General features: G+C 52.7%; 18 protein-coding genes and 1 pseudogene. All 19 read left to right on the forward strand.

Annotation, left to right across the window (positions count from 1 at the left end):
- Nucleotides 1–236: 236 nt before the first annotated feature.
- Nucleotides 237–515, forward strand: coding sequence for a phage holin (locus HV334_RS08640; RefSeq protein ID WP_072025529.1), 279 nt, complete (start codon nucleotides 237–239; stop codon nucleotides 513–515).
- On the forward strand, nucleotides 487–1,035 hold the full coding sequence (locus HV334_RS08645) for a lysozyme (protein ID WP_181221438.1): 549 nt from the start codon (nucleotides 487–489) through the stop codon (nucleotides 1,033–1,035). Before HV334_RS08640 ends, HV334_RS08645 begins: the two co-directional genes overlap by 29 nt.
- Nucleotides 1,032–1,547, forward strand: coding sequence for a hypothetical protein (locus HV334_RS08650; RefSeq protein ID WP_181221440.1), 516 nt, complete (start codon nucleotides 1,032–1,034; stop codon nucleotides 1,545–1,547). Before HV334_RS08645 ends, HV334_RS08650 begins: the two co-directional genes overlap by 4 nt.
- A gap of 85 nt (nucleotides 1,548–1,632) precedes the next feature.
- Nucleotides 1,633–2,502 (forward strand): DUF6236 family protein, encoded by an 870-nt coding sequence (locus HV334_RS08655; protein WP_181221442.1) that lies wholly within the window; start codon nucleotides 1,633–1,635, stop codon nucleotides 2,500–2,502.
- Nucleotides 2,503–2,790: 288 nt separating this feature from the next.
- Nucleotides 2,791–3,279 carry a DUF1441 family protein gene (locus HV334_RS08660; RefSeq protein ID WP_181221444.1) on the forward strand — a complete coding sequence of 163 codons (489 nt, stop codon included), beginning with the start codon at nucleotides 2,791–2,793 and terminating at the stop codon, nucleotides 3,277–3,279.
- Entirely contained in the window at nucleotides 3,279–5,381 is a 2,103-nt protein-coding gene (locus HV334_RS08665; protein ID WP_181221446.1) for a phage terminase large subunit family protein, read from the forward strand. The genes HV334_RS08660 and HV334_RS08665 overlap by 1 nt, the downstream gene beginning before the upstream one ends.
- Nucleotides 5,378–5,593 carry a hypothetical protein gene (locus HV334_RS08670; RefSeq protein ID WP_181221448.1) on the forward strand — a complete coding sequence of 72 codons (216 nt, stop codon included), beginning with the start codon at nucleotides 5,378–5,380 and terminating at the stop codon, nucleotides 5,591–5,593. The genes HV334_RS08665 and HV334_RS08670 overlap by 4 nt, the downstream gene beginning before the upstream one ends.
- Nucleotides 5,590–7,098: a phage portal protein gene (locus HV334_RS08675; protein WP_181221451.1), complete on the forward strand. Its 1,509-nt coding sequence runs from the start codon at nucleotides 5,590–5,592 to the stop codon at nucleotides 7,096–7,098. Before HV334_RS08670 ends, HV334_RS08675 begins: the two co-directional genes overlap by 4 nt.
- On the forward strand, nucleotides 7,025–9,067 hold the full coding sequence (locus HV334_RS08680) for a ClpP-like prohead protease/major capsid protein fusion protein (protein ID WP_181221453.1): 2,043 nt from the start codon (nucleotides 7,025–7,027) through the stop codon (nucleotides 9,065–9,067). The genes HV334_RS08675 and HV334_RS08680 overlap by 74 nt, the downstream gene beginning before the upstream one ends.
- Nucleotides 9,068–9,158: 91 nt before the next feature.
- Nucleotides 9,159–9,485 (forward strand): capsid cement protein, encoded by a 327-nt coding sequence (locus HV334_RS08685; RefSeq protein ID WP_079905890.1) that lies wholly within the window; start codon nucleotides 9,159–9,161, stop codon nucleotides 9,483–9,485.
- Nucleotides 9,478–9,753 (forward strand): ATP-binding protein, encoded by a 276-nt coding sequence (locus HV334_RS08690; RefSeq protein WP_181221455.1) that lies wholly within the window; start codon nucleotides 9,478–9,480, stop codon nucleotides 9,751–9,753. The genes HV334_RS08685 and HV334_RS08690 overlap by 8 nt, the downstream gene beginning before the upstream one ends.
- Before the next feature lie 9 nt (nucleotides 9,754–9,762).
- Nucleotides 9,763–10,341 (forward strand): phage tail protein, encoded by a 579-nt coding sequence (locus HV334_RS08695; protein ID WP_181221457.1) that lies wholly within the window; start codon nucleotides 9,763–9,765, stop codon nucleotides 10,339–10,341.
- Complete coding sequence (locus tag HV334_RS08700; protein WP_181221459.1) at nucleotides 10,338–10,739, forward strand: phage minor tail U family protein; 402 nt, start codon at nucleotides 10,338–10,340, stop codon at nucleotides 10,737–10,739. Before HV334_RS08695 ends, HV334_RS08700 begins: the two co-directional genes overlap by 4 nt.
- Before the next feature lie 9 nt (nucleotides 10,740–10,748).
- Nucleotides 10,749–11,492 (forward strand): phage tail protein, encoded by a 744-nt coding sequence (locus tag HV334_RS08705; protein WP_181221461.1) that lies wholly within the window; start codon nucleotides 10,749–10,751, stop codon nucleotides 11,490–11,492.
- Nucleotides 11,493–11,502: 10 nt separating this feature from the next.
- Entirely contained in the window at nucleotides 11,503–11,934 is a 432-nt protein-coding gene (locus HV334_RS08710; protein ID WP_181221463.1) for a phage minor tail protein G, read from the forward strand.
- Nucleotides 11,931–12,248 (forward strand): annotated as a pseudogene (locus tag HV334_RS08715) (phage tail assembly protein T); the annotation flags it as partial. The gene HV334_RS08710 and the pseudogene HV334_RS08715, both read left to right, overlap by 4 nt.
- A complete protein-coding gene (locus HV334_RS08720; RefSeq protein ID WP_181221465.1) occupies nucleotides 12,241–15,378 on the forward strand; it encodes a phage tail tape measure protein in 3,138 nt (1,045 codons plus the stop codon). The pseudogene HV334_RS08715 and the gene HV334_RS08720, both read left to right, overlap by 8 nt.
- A 3-nt stretch (nucleotides 15,379–15,381) precedes the next feature.
- Nucleotides 15,382–15,729, forward strand: a complete 348-nt coding sequence (locus HV334_RS08725; RefSeq protein WP_181221467.1) for a phage tail protein — start codon at nucleotides 15,382–15,384, stop codon at nucleotides 15,727–15,729.
- Entirely contained in the window at nucleotides 15,726–16,481 is a 756-nt protein-coding gene (locus HV334_RS08730; protein ID WP_181221469.1) for a phage minor tail protein L, read from the forward strand. The genes HV334_RS08725 and HV334_RS08730 overlap by 4 nt, the downstream gene beginning before the upstream one ends.

The following is a 16,481-nucleotide window of genomic DNA, read 5'->3' on the forward strand; positions in this document are numbered from 1 at the left end:
GTGAAGTCATAGCCAGAAAACGCTGGCGCTAAACATTTACCGTTAAATGACAAGGAAATATGAGATATAGGTCAAAAAAGACAATTCAATGAAACACAAGGCCTCGCAACTAAGCGGGGCTTTTTAATTTCAGGCTCACGGGAATCATCTGCTACGTGCTTTGTTGATAAATCCAGCCCGTGAAGCCTGACCTTTTCATCACACACAGCGCCATCCGAAAAATCGGAGGTGAGGCTATGACCAGAATGAGCACCATTTACAGCAGACTTTCATATGGATCAGGAACCACGCTTGCCGGCTGCGGTGTATCAGCGAAGGCATATGCCGAAACAGCTAAAACAGCAAAAGAGGTGTCCTGGATGTTGGCCGACAGAATTGCAGGGTTAAGCCTGAGCGACTGGGCGATTATTGTCGGTATCGCATGCACCGTTATTACCTGTGCAGTGAATTGGTACTACAGGCAAAAGGAAAGGGAGGACCGGCTTAATGGCAATGTCACCAAAGCTGAAGAATAAACTGAGCACAGCGGTCGTTGGTTTGATTCTTGCCGGGGCTTCCGCGCCCGTGATTCTCGATCAGTTTCTGGATGAGAAAGAGGGTAATAGCACTGCAGCGTACAAGGACGGCTCTGGTATATGGACCATTTGCCGTGGCGCCACGATGGTTGATGGTAAGCCGGTAGTACAGGGCATGAAGCTGTCTGCTGAAAAATGCGCCCAGGTGAACGCCATAGAACGCGACAAGGCGCTGGCGTGGGTTGAGCGAAATATCAAGGTACCACTGACCGAACCACAGAAAGCGGGTATCGCTTCTTTCTGCCCATATAACATCGGCCCCGGAAAATGTTTCCCGTCCACGTTCTATAAGCGCATCAATGCCGGCGACCGTAAAGGAGCCTGTGAAGCGATCCGCTGGTGGATTAAAGACGGTGGTCGCGATTGTCGCCTGACCAAAGGCCAGAAAAATGGCTGCTATGGGCAGGTAGAAAGGCGAGACCAGGAAAGCGCGCTGACGTGCTGGGGGATAGACCTGTGAAGGATAATATCTTCTTGATTGCTTTGTCCATAATTGCTGGCCTATCGATCGCTCTTGTAAAAAGCTGTGCAGATGTAAAAACTATAAAATACGATAACGATGTTCTGCGAAATGACAACATCCTTCAAGGTCAGGTTATCGCAACTCAGACTTTCAACTTCAACCGCTTTAATCAGGCTGCTGCAGAAACTGGGCGATTAAATTCTCTGATTGGCGCTCATACCGAAAAAACGGTGATTGAATACCGGGAGATACTACGACGTGATAAGACCTGCGATCTGCCTGTACCTGATGATGTCGCTAATGGGTTGCTCGAATACGCGACCCGTTTACGTCTCAGGGCAATGCACCCCGATACCCGCGGATTTAATTCGCCCGATATTGGTGCCGCTACCACCAGAAAATTGACATATTGTGAAGTTGTATTGTGGGTTAATCCCCTTTTGTCTGCTATCGACAAGGCTAACAATCAAATCATAGGGATTAGTACGATTGAAAAAGAACGAAAGTGAAAGCTGTGATGATTGGGACCTGCATATCTTCTGAGCTTCAAAGATTGGTGCTATTCTCTGTATGCTAGATTAAAGGAGAATGACTATGTTGAGAGGTGTTGTGTGTACTCCATTGGAGTTGACTAAAACAGCCGATGGGAGTGGATTTACGACAGGCTCAGGGCTAACGAAATTAGATTTGAATTACTTTACGCTGTACTGGGATAAAATTGTCAGCCCAACATCAAATTTTTATCATTTTTGCTTTTCTAATGAAGACGACTTAATAGCTTGTGGCGTTCTCGAAAGGCCAACGTATAGTACTCATGATGGGCGTATGCATGATTCATTTTTTCCTGAATTTTACGCTGCAGCCCAAATTGATGCGCTTCAAAAAAAGAGAAGTGGACAAGGAGATGTTGATTGGCGTATGCATTTTCATAATGCAGAAATTGCTTTGCCGAGACGTTATTCTATTGAAAAAGAAACTATAAGATTCGAGTTGTTAAATGCGCTTCCTGTACCTGACGTAGATACCCATTTACACGAAATATTAGAGTTTAAAGAGCGCAGAAGAGCTGAGTTAGATGCACTTCACAGTTATTTAGATGAGTTGTATTTGGATGTTATACGCTCTGGTGATTTGAATCTGCAAAAAGCAAAATCACTTTCAGCCCTTAAAGGATCTATATCTGATATTCAAAAATTGAATGGGGAGAAATTTCGGAGCCCCATTAAATTTGATTTATCATCAAGTTTTGAGTTCAAGTTGAGCGATTTAGCTTCCGCTGCGGGAGCTATTGCCTCAGTTGTTCATGGCAAATATGATCTTGCAGCAGCCTTAGGATTCAAACCATTGGTGGAGTTTATTGGCGGATGTATCTCTGTCAAGCCCGTTCTACAAAATATGAAAATACCATGCGACCCTAACCTTGCATATATATGCAAAGCTAGGAGTGAAGGTGTGATTAAATAATTTGAGGGGTAAAAGGAATAATCTTCTTTGATCCGGATAAATTCAAGATTATGGTGAAATAAACTATTGCTTTAATCTGAATATTAAAACCAATATCAAGTACTAAATCGGAAACACATGATTTTCTCATGGGTCCTCCCCGCAAGGTGGCCTGCCACGGGGCGGCGTGCTCGCGGAAAACGGCTAGTTTTTCGGATCTGAGGTCATCATCATCATTTGCGCAGGTTATTGATCTCATTAGAGGCGATTTCGTGCAGATGTCGAATCGTTTAAAAAGTGTTCACCATCATGAACCAGGAAATTGCCGCTTTAAAACTGAACATCAACCAGCTGGCGGGGATCACCGGCGTACACCGTCAGACGGTTGCCGCCAGGCTGAAAAATATTGAACCGGCACCAGGTAGCAACAGCAAATTAAAGCTTTACCTGATCACCGACATTCTGACCGAACTGATGATCCCCACTGTGTCAGCCAATATCGATGACATGCCGCCATCGGACAGGCTTTCCCACTGGAAAGCGGAGAATGAGCGCCTCAAGTTCGAGCAGGACACGGGGCAACTGATTCCCGCCGATGAAGTTGCGCGCGAATTCTCATTGATGGCGAAAGCGGTCGTCATGGTACTTGAAACCCTCCCTGATGTACTTGAGCGTGACTGTGCATTAACGCCCGTTGCGGTTTCTCGCGTGCAGAGCGTTATCGATGACCTGCGCGATCAGATGGCGGAGAGGGTACAGGATGCTGAAGCAGAGGAGGAAGAGCCAGAGGAGGACTGATGGCAAAGCGGGCATCAGCCAGAGGCATCCGCCGCGATGTTTCCGGTATCTTACGTGCCCCGCGTCGAATGCAGGTGGCCGATGCGGTCAGTACTTATATGCGCGTGCCAATGGGGGCGGGTAACTCCGTTCCATGGGATCCGGATCTGGCACCTTACGTGATTGAACCGATGAACTGTCTGGCATCACGTGAATATGACGCGGTGGTGTTTGTTGGTCCGGCGCGAACCGGTAAAACCATTGGTCTGATTGATGGCTGGATTGTTTACAACGTTGTCTGTGATCCGGCTGATATGCTCCTGATTCAGATGACTGAGGAAAAGGCGCGCGAGCACTCCAAAAAGCGTCTTGATCGTACATTCCGTTGCAGCCCTGAAGTGAAATCCCGACTGAGCCCGCGGCGTAACGATAACAACGTATATGATCGCACGTTTCGTGCCGGGAACTACCTGAAAATCGGCTGGCCATCGGTCAATATTATGTCCTCATCGGACTATAAATGCGTGGCACTGACCGATTATGACCGTTTCCCGGAAGACATTGACGGGGAAGGTGACGCCTTTTCACTGGCATCAAAGCGAACCACAACGTTCATGTCATCAGGTATGACACTGGTTGAGAGTTCGCCGGGCCGCGATATACGTGACACAAAATGGCGCCGTAGCTCACCGCATGAAGCACCTCCCTCAACGGGGATTCTGGCGCTGTACAACCGTGGTGATCGCCGTCGCCTTTACTGGCCGTGCCCACATTGCGGTGAATATTTCCAGCCTGAAATGGACAACATGACAGGTTACCGCGATATCGCAGACCCTGTTCAGGCCAGCGAGAAAGCGAGTCTTCAATGCCCTGCCTGTAAAGATCACATCACGCCGGATATGAAGCGTTCGCTGAATATGAAAGGCGTGTGGCTGCGCGATGGGCAAACCATCGACAGCGATGGTGTTATCACTGGAGAAGGGCGCCGCTCGCGCATTGCCTCCTTCTGGATGGAAGGACCCGCCGCCGCGTACCAGACCTGGGCGCAGCTCATCTATAAATTTCTTACTGCCGAGCAGGACTATCAGGCCACCGGCAGCGAAGAAGCACTGAAGACGGTAATCAACACCGACTTTGGGCGTCCGTACCTTCCCCGATCCAACATGGAGCAGCGTAAAAGTGAATTGCTTGAGCAGCGTGCGGAGGATATACCAAAGCGCTCTGTTCCGGACGGGGTTTGTTTTCTTATGGCGACCGTCGACGTTCAGGCGGGGCGCAACCGGCGTTTTGTTGTTCAGATTACTGGTTACGGCAGCATGGGAGAGCGCTGGCTGGTGGACCGCTACAACATCCGGCAGTCGATGCGCCATGACGCCAATGGTGAGAGCCAGCAGATTGACCCGGCAAGCTATCCGGAAGACTGGGATTTATTGCTGACCGATGCGTTTAACAAAGCCTGGCCATTGGCATCGGATCCGACCCGGTGTATGCGGCTGATGGCGATGGCCGTTGACTCCGGCGGTGAGGATGGTGTGACCGACAACGCTTATAAATTCTGGCGTAAGTGCCGTCGGGAGGGACTAGGAAAACAGGTTTATCTGTTCAAAGGCGACAGTGTCCGCCGATCAAAACTCATCTCCAGAACCTTTCCTGATAATACCGGACGCTCAAGTCGACGAGCACAGGCTTCTGGTGATGTCCCGCTTTACCTGCTCCAGACCGATGCTCTGAAAGACAGGGTGAACAACGCTTTGTGGCGTGATTCACCTGGCCCTGGCTATGTGCATTTCCCTGACTGGCTCGGCAGCTGGTTTTACGATGAACTGACCTATGAGGAGCGTTCGACCGATGGTAAATGGAGTAAGCCGGGACGTGGTGCAAATGAAGCATTTGACCTGCTGGTCTACGCTGATGCGCTCGCCATCCTCCACGGCTACGAGAAAATCAAATGGCCCGCTGCTCCTGAGTGGGCGAGGCGGGAAACCTGGCTGGAGAACGCGCCGCCGGAAGCTGGCGAAGCGTCATCCCAGGCACCAGAACCAGTACCCGCCAAAAAACGGAAGCGGAAAAAGCCCGTAACCGATGATGCTAACCCTTGGAGTACTTCAGGAGGATGGTTGTGAACCGTGTTGATATTGAAGCCATGATCCAGCGTTATACCGAAGCCGAAATGGCGGTGTTGGATGGCAAAACTATCCGTTTCAATGGGCAGGAAATGACGATGGAGAACCTGTCGGAAATCCGTAAAGGGCGGCAGGAGTGGGAGCGTCGTCTCTCATCTCTTATTTCTCATCGCCGAGGGCGACCCGGTTACCGACTGGCGAGGTTTAAATGAGCCTTTTAGATGATGCGATTGGTGTCTTTTCGCCTGGCTGGAAAGCTGCCCGTCTGCAGGCGCGCGCGAAAATCAGGGCATATGAAGCCGTTACCCCGACCAGAACGCACAAAGGGCGCCGTGAAAACCGTTCGGCAGATCAGCTCAGCAAAATGGGGGCTGTATCACTGCGGGAGCAGGCCCGGTGGCTCGATAACAACCATGATCTGGTGATTGGGGTGTTCGATAAGCTTGAAGAACGGGTGGTGGGTAAAGCCGGAATTATTGTTGAACCCCATCCCAAACTGATGAACGGTCAAATCGCCAAAAAGCTGGCCGATCAGATCCGTAATAAATGGGCAGAATGGTCTGTCAGGCCAGATGTCACAAACCAGTTTACCCGTCCGATGCTTGAGCGCCTGATGTTGCGTACCTGGCTGCGGGATGGCGAAGTGTTTGCCCAGCTTGTCAGTGGAACCGGGAATGGTCTTACGCCAGCAGCCGGTATTCCTTTCTGGCTTGAAGCGCTTGAACCCGATTTTATTCCCATGAATAGCGATGCTGCCAGCCAGCTTAATCAGGGAGTATTTGTCGACAACTGGGGCAGACCAAGGAAATATCAGGTTTATAAAAGCCTGCCCGTTTCAGGCCGTCAGCTTGATACCAAAGAAGTGGATGCGGAAAACATGCTGCATCTTAAATTTGTCCGCCGTCTGCACCAGACCCGGGGCGTATCGATGCTGTCTGGCGTACTGATGCGCCTCAGCGCACTCAAAGAATATGAAGACGCCGAGCTCACCGCCGCACGTATTGCTGCCGCGCTGGGCATGTACATCAAAAAGGGGGACGGGCAAAGCTTCGAAGAGAGTAACAGTTCTTCCGACGATGATGATCGGGAAGTGATGATTCAGCCAGGCATCATTTATGACGATCTTAAGCCTGGTGAAGATATCGGCATGGTGAAATCTGACCGACCCAATCCTAACCTTGAAACCTTCCGTAATGGGCAACTTCGCGCTGTCGCAGCCGGCAGTCGACTCAGCTTTTCAAGCACAGCCAGAAACTACAACGGCACCTATAGCGCGCAGCGGCAGGAACTGGTGGAATCAACAGACGGTTATCTCATTTTGCAGGACTGGTTTATTGGCGCGGTGACCCGGCCAATGTACCGCGCCTGGCTGAAAATGGCGGTGGCCGCCGGCGAGATTAAATTGCCCCGCGGTCTGGATATGGAGTCGCTGTACTCGGCAGTTTATTCCGGCCCTGTTATGCCGTGGATCGATCCGGTTAAAGAGGCCAACGCCTGGAAGTTACAGATCCGGGGCGGAGCGGCAACGGAATCCGACTGGGTCCGCGCCAGCGGACGTAACCCGAACGATGTGAAGGCGCGACGGAAGGCAGAAATCGACGAAAACAAAGAGATGGGGCTGGTGTTTGACACTGACCCTGCCAATGACAAAGGAGGCACAAGTGCCGAAGCCAAAGAACCGGGCGCATCACCGTCCGAAAGCCAGCGCAAAAAGTAATTCCTGGTTCCGTATGCAGGCCAGCGCCGACAACGAAGCGGATATTTATATCTACGACGAGATCGGCTACTGGGGGGTGACGGCGCGCCAGTTTGTGAATGACCTGAAGGCGCTGGGCGACATTACCCATATCAACCTTCATATCAATTCGCCCGGTGGCGATGTCTTTGATGGCATCGCCATTTTTAATGCCCTGAAGCATCACGGCGCAGCGATCACCGTTCACATCGATGGTCTGGCAGCTTCAATGGCTTCGGTGATTGCGATGGTTGGCAACCCGGTCATTATGCCGGAAAACACCATGATGATGATCCACAAACCATGGGGATTCGCAGGTGGTGATGCCAACGATATGCGGGATTATGCCGATCTGCTGGATAAGGTTGAGTCTGTCCTGATCCCGGCGTACGCGGAGAAAACAGGAAAAACGACCGAGGAAATCGCCACCATGCTGGACGATGAAACCTGGATGGATGGTAAAGAATGCCTGGCGCATGGCTTTGCCGATCAGGTCACTACATCTCTGCAGGCGATGGCCTGTATTCAATCAAAACGTATCGAGGACTTTGAAAAGATGCCAAACAGCATTCGTAACATGATCACCCCGCCGCGCAATACTACCCAGCGCGAACCGCAGCAACCGCAACCACAGGTGGCGACAACGACGATCCCTGCGCCAGCGTCAACTTCTGATGAAGCCACTATCCGTGCACAGGTGCTTGCCGAGCAAAAGAACCGTGTTACCGCGATTAACGATCTCTTTGCGATGTTCGGCGGCAAGCATCATGAGTTGCAGAATAAATGCATCGCGGATCCGGAATGCACCGTTGCACAGGCTAAAGATGAACTGCTGGCAGCGCTGGGCAAAAATGCAACCCCGTCGAATAAAACCACGGATGCGCATATTTACGCCGGGAACGGTAACTTTGTTGGCGATGGAGTTCGCCAGGCACTGATGGCGCGCGCGGGCTTTGAGAGCCTGGAGCGGGACAACGTCTATAACGGCATGACGCTGCGCGAATATGCCCGTATGGCGTTGACCGAGCGCGGCATCGGCGTTTCCAGCTATAACCCGATGCAGATGGTCGGTATGGCACTGACGCACAGCACGTCTGACTTCGGCAATATCCTGCTCGACGTTGCTAATAAAGCGTTGCTTCAGGGCTGGGAGGAAGCGGCAGAAACTTTTGAGCAGTGGACCAAGAAAGGCCAGTTGTCTGACTTTAAAACGGCGCATCGTGTCGGCCTGGGTGGTTTCTCCTCCCTGCGTCAGGTACGCGAGGGGGCTGAATATAAGTATGTGACCACCAAAGATAAAGGTGAAAGCATCGCGCTGGCCACCTACGGTGAAATCTTCTCTATTACCCGTCAGGCTATCATCAACGACGATCTGAATCAGTTAACCGATGTACCTATGAAGATGGGGCGCGCGGCAAAAGGGACGATTGGCGATCTGGTATATGCCGTTCTTACCGAAAACGCGAAATTGGCTGATGACAAGCCGCTGTTCCATGCTGATCACGGCAATATTTCCGCAGGCGCGATTTCTGTAGCCAGCCTTGATGAAGCGCGCAAGATGATGCGCCTTCAGAAAGAGGGAGAGCGTCCCCTGAATATTCGCCCGGCATTCATACTGGTGCCAGTCGCCCTCGAAACCCTGGCAAACCAGACGATCAAGTCTGCCAGTGTGAAAGGGGCGGATATCAACGCCGGTATCATGAACCCAATTCAGAACTTTGCTGAAGTTATCGCGGAGCCACGTCTTGACGCCAAAGACACCAGCGCCTGGTATCTGGCCGCGTCTAAGGGCACGGACACCATCGAAGTGGCTTACCTGAACGGCGTTGATACTCCGTATATCGACCAGCAGGAAGGCTTCACGACCGACGGCATTGCGACCAAGGTGCGCATCGATGCTGGTGTTTCCCCTCTGGATTATCGTGGACTGGCGAAATCTACCGGGAAATAATTCCTTCCACTCAAGCAGCACATCACAGCCCATCAGGGCTTTTTTTGTATCTGAATTCGGCCCCAACAGGGGCTGGATGGAGACTGAATTTATGGCGAAGAATTTTGTACAGCATGGCAAAACTATTGAGATTGCCAACACGGGCAGCGTTGCGATCCTGAGTGGTTCGCCGGTGCTGGTGGGGAAAGTCGTGGCGATTGCCATTACTGATATTCCGGCAGGCCAGGCGGGGGACGGTTTTGCCGAAGGGGTTTTCCTGCTGCCCAAGCTGACTACCGATGCGATCACCATCGGTGAGCAGGTTCATATCAAAGATGGCAAAGTGCAGAACGACGCGACAGGTGCCGAGCTGGCCGGGGTAGCCTGGGAAGATGCTGCTGCCAGTTCCGCAATTGTAGCCGTGAAAATCAATGCCTAATCCCTTTGACAGACTTGTCAGCCGCATGGATGCGGCCACGGTAAACAAAATGGGCAAGCCAGCGACCATCAACGGGGAGCCCATGATTGTTATTCCGGCTGAGTTTCTGGAAGAAATGGGGCCTTTGAGCGGAACAGGGCGGTCACTGGTGGTGTTTACTGCAGGATACAGGCCGCGCCGTAATGACGTGGTGATTTTTGAAGGGGAGGAATTCCATCTTACCCGCCACGAACGCTTTAACAGCAAGCCACGCATCTTTATCGAATAGGAGGGGGGGATGTCGGTTAAAGGCCTGGAAAGGGCTATTCAGAATCTCAACAGCCTCAGCCGGTTAATCGTTCCTGAGGCCACCGCGAAAGCACTTAACCGTGTGGCCAGCAGAACGATAAGTCAGGGCAGCAAAACTGTAGCGAAAGAAACAAAAGTTGATAATAACCGGAAAACGGGGCTTCCGGTTCGTCTGGTCCGGCAGCGTTCCCGTTTACGCAAGGCCCGCCACGATCGTCCGGTCGCGTCGATAAAAATCAACCGCGGTAACCTTCCCGCGATAAAGCTCGGTACTGCTCGCGTCCGGCTGTCGCGTAAAAAAGGTGCCAGAAACGGATCGGGCAGCGTCCTTAAAATCGGACCCTATACCTTTCGCAATGCGTTTATTCAACAACTGGCGAACGGTCGCTGGCAGGTCATGCGGCGCGTAGGTAAAGCCCGTTATCCGATTGATGTGGTCAAAGTTCCTCTTGAGACACCGCTAACCTTGGCATTCACCTCTATTTCAAAGCGCCTTATTGAAAGCGATATGCCCAAAGAACTTTCCGCAGCACTGAAAAATCAACTGAGGATCCACCTGAAGCGATGAACAGACACAGCGCAATTCGTGCAGCCATTCTGGCGAAACTGAAAGCTGATATCACCGATACCGTCACCTGGTTTGACGGGCGTCCCGTATTTCTGGAGGAGCAGGATCTGCCTGCGGTGGCGGTGTATATCTCAGATGCAGAGTACACCGGTGATTCGCTCGATGAAGATTCGTGGCAGGCGGTCATCCACATCGAGGTATTTCTTAAAGCCTCCAGCCCCGACAGCGCGCTCGATTCCTGGATGGAAGAGAAAGTTTATCCGGCAATGGCCTTCATCCCGGGTCTGACCGATCTGGTCGAGACGTTCACCCCGCAGGGTTATGACTACCAGCGGGATGATGAAATGGCCACGTGGGGTTCAGTAGATTTAACGTACTTAATCACTTATTCAATTTAAGAGGTTCTTATGCCTACTCCAAATCCGCTGGCACCCGTGAAAGGCGCCGGTACCACACTCTGGCTGTACACCGGAACGGGTAACGCTTTCGCAAATCCACTCTCGGATATCGACTGGAACCGTCTGGCGAAAATTAAAGAGCTGACGCCGGGTGAAATGACCGCCGAATCGTATGACGACACCTACCTTGATGATGAGGACGCCGACTGGAACGCGACCGCTCAGGGGGCAAAATCGGCAGGTGATACATCACTTACGCTTGCCTGGAAGCCGGGAGAACAGGGACAGAAAGAACTGGTCACCTGGTTTAACGATGGTTCTGTCCGGGTGTACAAGATTAAATATCCGAATGGTACCGTCGACGTTTTCCGCGGCTGGTGCAGCAGCCTGGGTAAAGCTATCCCGGCAAAAGAGGTTATTACCCGCACAGCGAAAATCACCAATACCGGCAAGCCAGAACTGGCTGAAGAAAGTGGTTCTGCGCCCATTGCTGTTACAGGCGTTACGCTGGATAAATCCACGGCAAGCGTCGCCGTTGCGGCGACCACCATGCTTAATGTGACGGTTAATCCTGCCAGTGCATCGGATCCTTCGTTCCGGGTTGCCACATCTGATGGGACCAAAGCGACCGTATCTGTAAGCGGCAGCACGATCACCGTAACGGGCGTGGCAGTCGGTACCGCAGACATCATTGTCATGACCAGCGACGGCAATTTCGTTGCAGTCTGCAAAGTCACTGTCACCGCTTCCTGAGGAGGGGGATATGTTCCTCAAAAAAGAACCATTTAACTACCTTGGTGAATCCACCACGCTGAATGAACTGTCAGCGCTTCAGCGTATTGAGTATCTTGAATTTCTGGCAACGGAAGAAAAGACACTCGGTCATGAAAGCGACATCATCAGCGATCAGGAAATGACTGCCCGTCTGGTGGGTTCAAACATCCGCTGTGGAGCGCGCGTGATCGCACTTTCTCTCTGGCATAACGATCCAGCAGGTCCCGACGAAGAAGCGCTGTACCAGCAGGTTCTCAAAGGCTGGCCGCCCGAAGCGATCGGCAAGGCTGAAATGCAGGTTAAGTTGCTCTCCGGCATGCTCGTTCCCGTTGAGGATGGCAACGATGCCGATCCGGATGCCCCACTGGAGGTCGAAGGCGCGGAAGAAGTTACGGCGGAAAAGCCCTTGCCAGCGAGCTGAAATTTGTCCTGAATCTGGCGCGCGAGTTCGAGCGACCCGACTGGCGCGCCATGCTGGCTGGAATGACTTCCGGTGAACTGGGCGACTGGCACCATTTCTATCGGGATCATTATTTTCAGGACGCGCAGCTCGATGCGCATTTTTCCGGGCTGCTTTATTCCATCTCTTCTCTTTTCTTCCGCGATCCGGAACTTACCCCCGCGCATTTCAGCCTGCTTTCTCCTTCCGGTAGCGTCATCAGCGATGATGAACCGGATGATGACACGCTGATGGCCGCAGCTGAGGGGATAACAGGAGGTATCCGATATGGCCCAGCAGATTAGCGATCTGGTCATTAACCTTGATGTCGACAGCGCCACGTTCAGCGAGCAGGTTGCCCGTATAAAGGGCCAGCTCACAGGGATGGCTGATGAGTCTGATAAAGCCCAGACGCGAATGCAGCGCGCCTCAGATCGACAGGTTGCAGCATTAAAAAGTGTGGGGGATACAGGTGCTTCTGCTGCGGCGGAAATCAAATCTCGCCAGGCAGACGCCACGGAAGGACTGACTCAAAACTGGCAAAAAGTATCTAAATCCGTTGATGAAACACACCGCCGTGTGTCTGACCTCAGCCAGCGTATGCGTCAGAATGATGGTCAGGCGGCAGAGCTCGCCAGACGGCAGGATGAACTTGCTGCATCTTTTTTTCGCCAGATAGACAGTGTTCGCCAGTTGAACGGGGAAACACAATCTCTCGCTAATGTGCAGGCACGTTTTCGTGCCGCAAGGGCGCAGGGAAATATTACCCAGCAGGATTACCTTGCGTTGATATCTCATACGACAGCCCGACAGAAAGAGCTTCAGATTGTCGAAGAGAAGGCAGGGATTGCACGGGCACGTTTTCTCCGTCAACTGAAGTCTCAGGTTGTAGAACAAAAGCTCTCCGGTACCGAACTGCTGCGAATGAAGGCTGCACAGGTTGGGGCCAGCGATGCCGCGGAAGTTTATATCCGTAAGCTCGAAGCGGCTAAAGTGGCCACACATGGGCTGGGTCTGCAAAGTGCTGCAGCGCGTCGGGAACTGGGCGTGCTAATGGGCGAAGTCATGCGCGGTAATTTTGGTGCCCTTCGTGGTTCCGGTATTACGCTGGCCAACCGTGCCGGATGGATAGACCAGCTGATGACTTTACGCGGGCTGGGCATGGCCGGCATGGTTGGTGGTATCGCTGCGGCGGTTGTCGGGCTGGGTAAGGCCTGGTATGACGGTAGCAAAGAGTCTGAGGAATTTAATAAACAGCTAATACTGACCGGGAATTATGCCGGTAAAACATCCGGTCAACTGCAGGCGCTGGCGCGTTCGCTGGCAGGTAATGGCATCACGCAGCATGCAGTTGCAGATGTGCTGGCGCAGGTCGTTGGAAGCGGTGCGTTTAGCGGTAATGACGTCAGCATGGTCAGCAATGTAGCCGCCAGGCTGCAGCAGGCAACAGGGCAGGCTGTCGATGAAACCATAAATCAGTTTAAACGCCTGAAGGATGATCCGGTTAACGCGGTCACGACGCTGAACGATTCCCTGCATTTTCTGACGGCTACCCAGTATGAACAGATTGCCTCAGCTCAGGCGCTGGGGGATTCGCAAAAAGCCGCCGAGCTGGCAATGCGTGCATATTCTGATGCCGTTATACAGCGTGCGGGGGCTGTCGAGGACAATCTTGGCTCTCTCGAAAAAGCCTGGAACTGGGTGAAGAACGCCGCTTCCGGGGCGTGGGATGTGATGCTGGGCGTAGGACGTAATCCTGACACCGCGATGAAGCGCCAGGACTCTTTTGCTGAATGGCAGGCTGCAGAGAAAGAGTACCGCGCGCTGTCCGGCAATCTTAAAGTCGACCCGGATTATGCCGGTAACAACGTACTGCAGAAAGCTGATGCGGAACGGCTGAGAAACGCGCGCCAGCAGGTGGAGCTTAAAAAGCAGGCTTATGATCTGGCTGATCAGCAATATGCCCAGGAAGGACTGACAGCCGCGCGGGAAAAAATGCGGACGGACCAGCAGACTCAGGCAATCCGTAACCAACAGCAGTTTAACCAGTTGGTGGAATCCGGCGCGACGGCGGCAGAAAAGCGGGCTTCAGCAGAGAAAAAACTCAGTCAGCTTATTGAGAAAAACCGCCAGGATGCGAAAGACGGCATCGCCACACTGTGGACTGACAAAGACATTGCTGCGGCGCGGGCCGGGATCGAAAAGCAGTTTAAGGACGCCAAAACCCCCAAAGGCAAAAGCTATTCAACGCCAGCCGGGGACAAAGCAGAGGAAAAGGCGCAGGCCGAACTCCTCACCCTGCAGGCCCAGCTTAAAACGCTCGAGCAACATACCAGCGTAAACGACGTCATAAGCAAACAGCGTCAGGACCTCTGGCAGACTGAAAATCAGTTTACTGTACTGCAGGAGGCCGCAGGGCGTCGCCAGCTTACGGTGCAGGAAAAATCCCTGCTGGCTCACAAGGAAGAAACGCTTGTGTACAAGCGGCAACTGGCCGACCTGGGCGATAAGGTTGCCAGCCAGCAAAAGCTTAACCAGCTTGCCGATCAGGCTGTGAAGTTTGAGCAGCAGCAAAAGGCAGCGAGAGCGGGTATTAAGGAGCAGTCAGAAGGGGTTTCTTCACGCGATGCCGGGCGTGCAGCCACTCTGGAGCGCCTGCGCGAAAGCTACGCCCATAATCCGCAGGCTCAGCAAAAGATTCTGGAAGAGCAAAGAGCGACATTTAAAGATGAAGATGCCCTGCGCGCGAACTGGCTGGCCGGTGCCAAACAGGGCTGGGCTGAATATCAGGATTCAGCGACAAACGTTTTCAGCTCGGTACAACAGATTTCACAGGCAACGTTCAGCGGGCTGGCGGGCCAGCTTACCAGTCTGGTGACAACCGGCAAAGCCAGCTTTAAGGACTTTACCAGTTCGATTCTCAAAATGATTGTGTCCGTAATTAATCAGTTGCTGGTGGCCTACGCCATCCAGAGCGCGATGGGGTGGGTGAGTGGGGGGGCTAAAGCCCCGACGTCAGGCCAGTCTTTTGCGGTACCGTCCTTCCGGCCTCCGGGCTATGACGTGGGTGGTTATACCGGGCATGGTGGCAAATATGAGCCTGCCGGTATTGTTCACCGCGGCGAGTTTGTTTTTACCAAAGAGTCTACCAGCCGTATCGGCGTGGCCAACCTGTACCGGCTTATGCGCGGTTATGCCTCGGGTGGTCTGGTTGGCGGTGGCGGTGCGGTTTCTTCACCGATGGGGGTTAGCGTTTACGCACCCGTCTCAGTCACCACTGCGCAATCCAGTGACCAACAACAGCAGGGCAGAGGCGATGTGCTGACCAGGGCCTATCAAAAGGTGATCGACCGCTCCATCCGCGATGGTATTGCTAAAGAGGTCCGTCCTGGCGGGATTATCTGGAGCGCCAATAAACAGAGGTAACTGATGGCTATAGAACACTTTATCTGGCGGATTCAGGCTGCGAGCCAGCCCACTCTCAGCAGCAAGGATACTGTCAGAACAGCTCAGTTCGGTGATGGATACAAGCAGATTAGTGGGGCAGGGTTGAATGACGAGGTACTTGGATACGCTTTTTCTTTTACTGGTGATCCGGTTACAGCTAGGGAGATTTATGCCTTCCTGAGAAGGCATAAGACCAAATCATTCACATTTTCTCCTCCCGGTGGTGATTTAGCTCTCTGGCGTGTTGTAGCTGACAGCCTTCAGCGAGTCACTCTGAATAAAAAGGTCGAAACTGTTTCGGCAACTTTTGAACAGGCGTTTGCACCATGAGCTTAAACAGTGATTATCAGAAACTTGAGCCGGGCAATGTTGTCCGGCTTTTTGATGTCGATGGCACCGCATTTGGTGTTTCCGACGTTCTCCGCTTCCACGCCCACAATATTGCCCACACTGCCGATGAAATAGCCGCTGCTGGTGGAGATGAAAATAAGCTCCCGGCAAAATCTATCTGGTGGCAAGGGCAGGAATATAAAGCCTGGCCTTGTCAGATAGAGGGTATCGAGACGGCGACCGACGGGACCAGCGCGCAGCCAACGCTCTCGGTCGCTAACCTGGACAGTTCCATTACGGCCTTATGTCTTGCTTATGATGACCTGCTGCAGGCAAAGGTCACCGTTCACGATACGCTGGCACAGTACCTCGATGCGCAAAACTTCCCCGCCGGTAATCCTTCGGCAGACCCGACGCAGGAAAAGCTGAAAGTGTTCTACATTGACGCAAAAAGCGCGGAAACCAACGAGGTGGTGGCGTTTACGTTGTCCAGTCCGATGGACCTACAGGGGCTGATGATCCCGACGCGCCAGCTACATTCGCTTTGTACCTGGTGTATCCGGAACAAATACCGCTCCGGTGATGGATGCGACTATGCCGGGACGCGCTATTTCGACAAGCACAACAACCCGGTTAACGATCCGTCGCTCGATGAATGCCCCGGTACACTCACTGCGTGCAAGTTGCGACATGGCGAGGGGAACGAGTTGCCGTTCGGTGGTTTTCCGGGCACATCCCTGATCAGGAGCTGA

It is taken from the genome of Citrobacter sp. RHBSTW-00944 (genome assembly GCF_013615435.1).
Classification (GTDB): domain Bacteria; phylum Pseudomonadota; class Gammaproteobacteria; order Enterobacterales; family Enterobacteriaceae; genus Citrobacter; species Citrobacter braakii.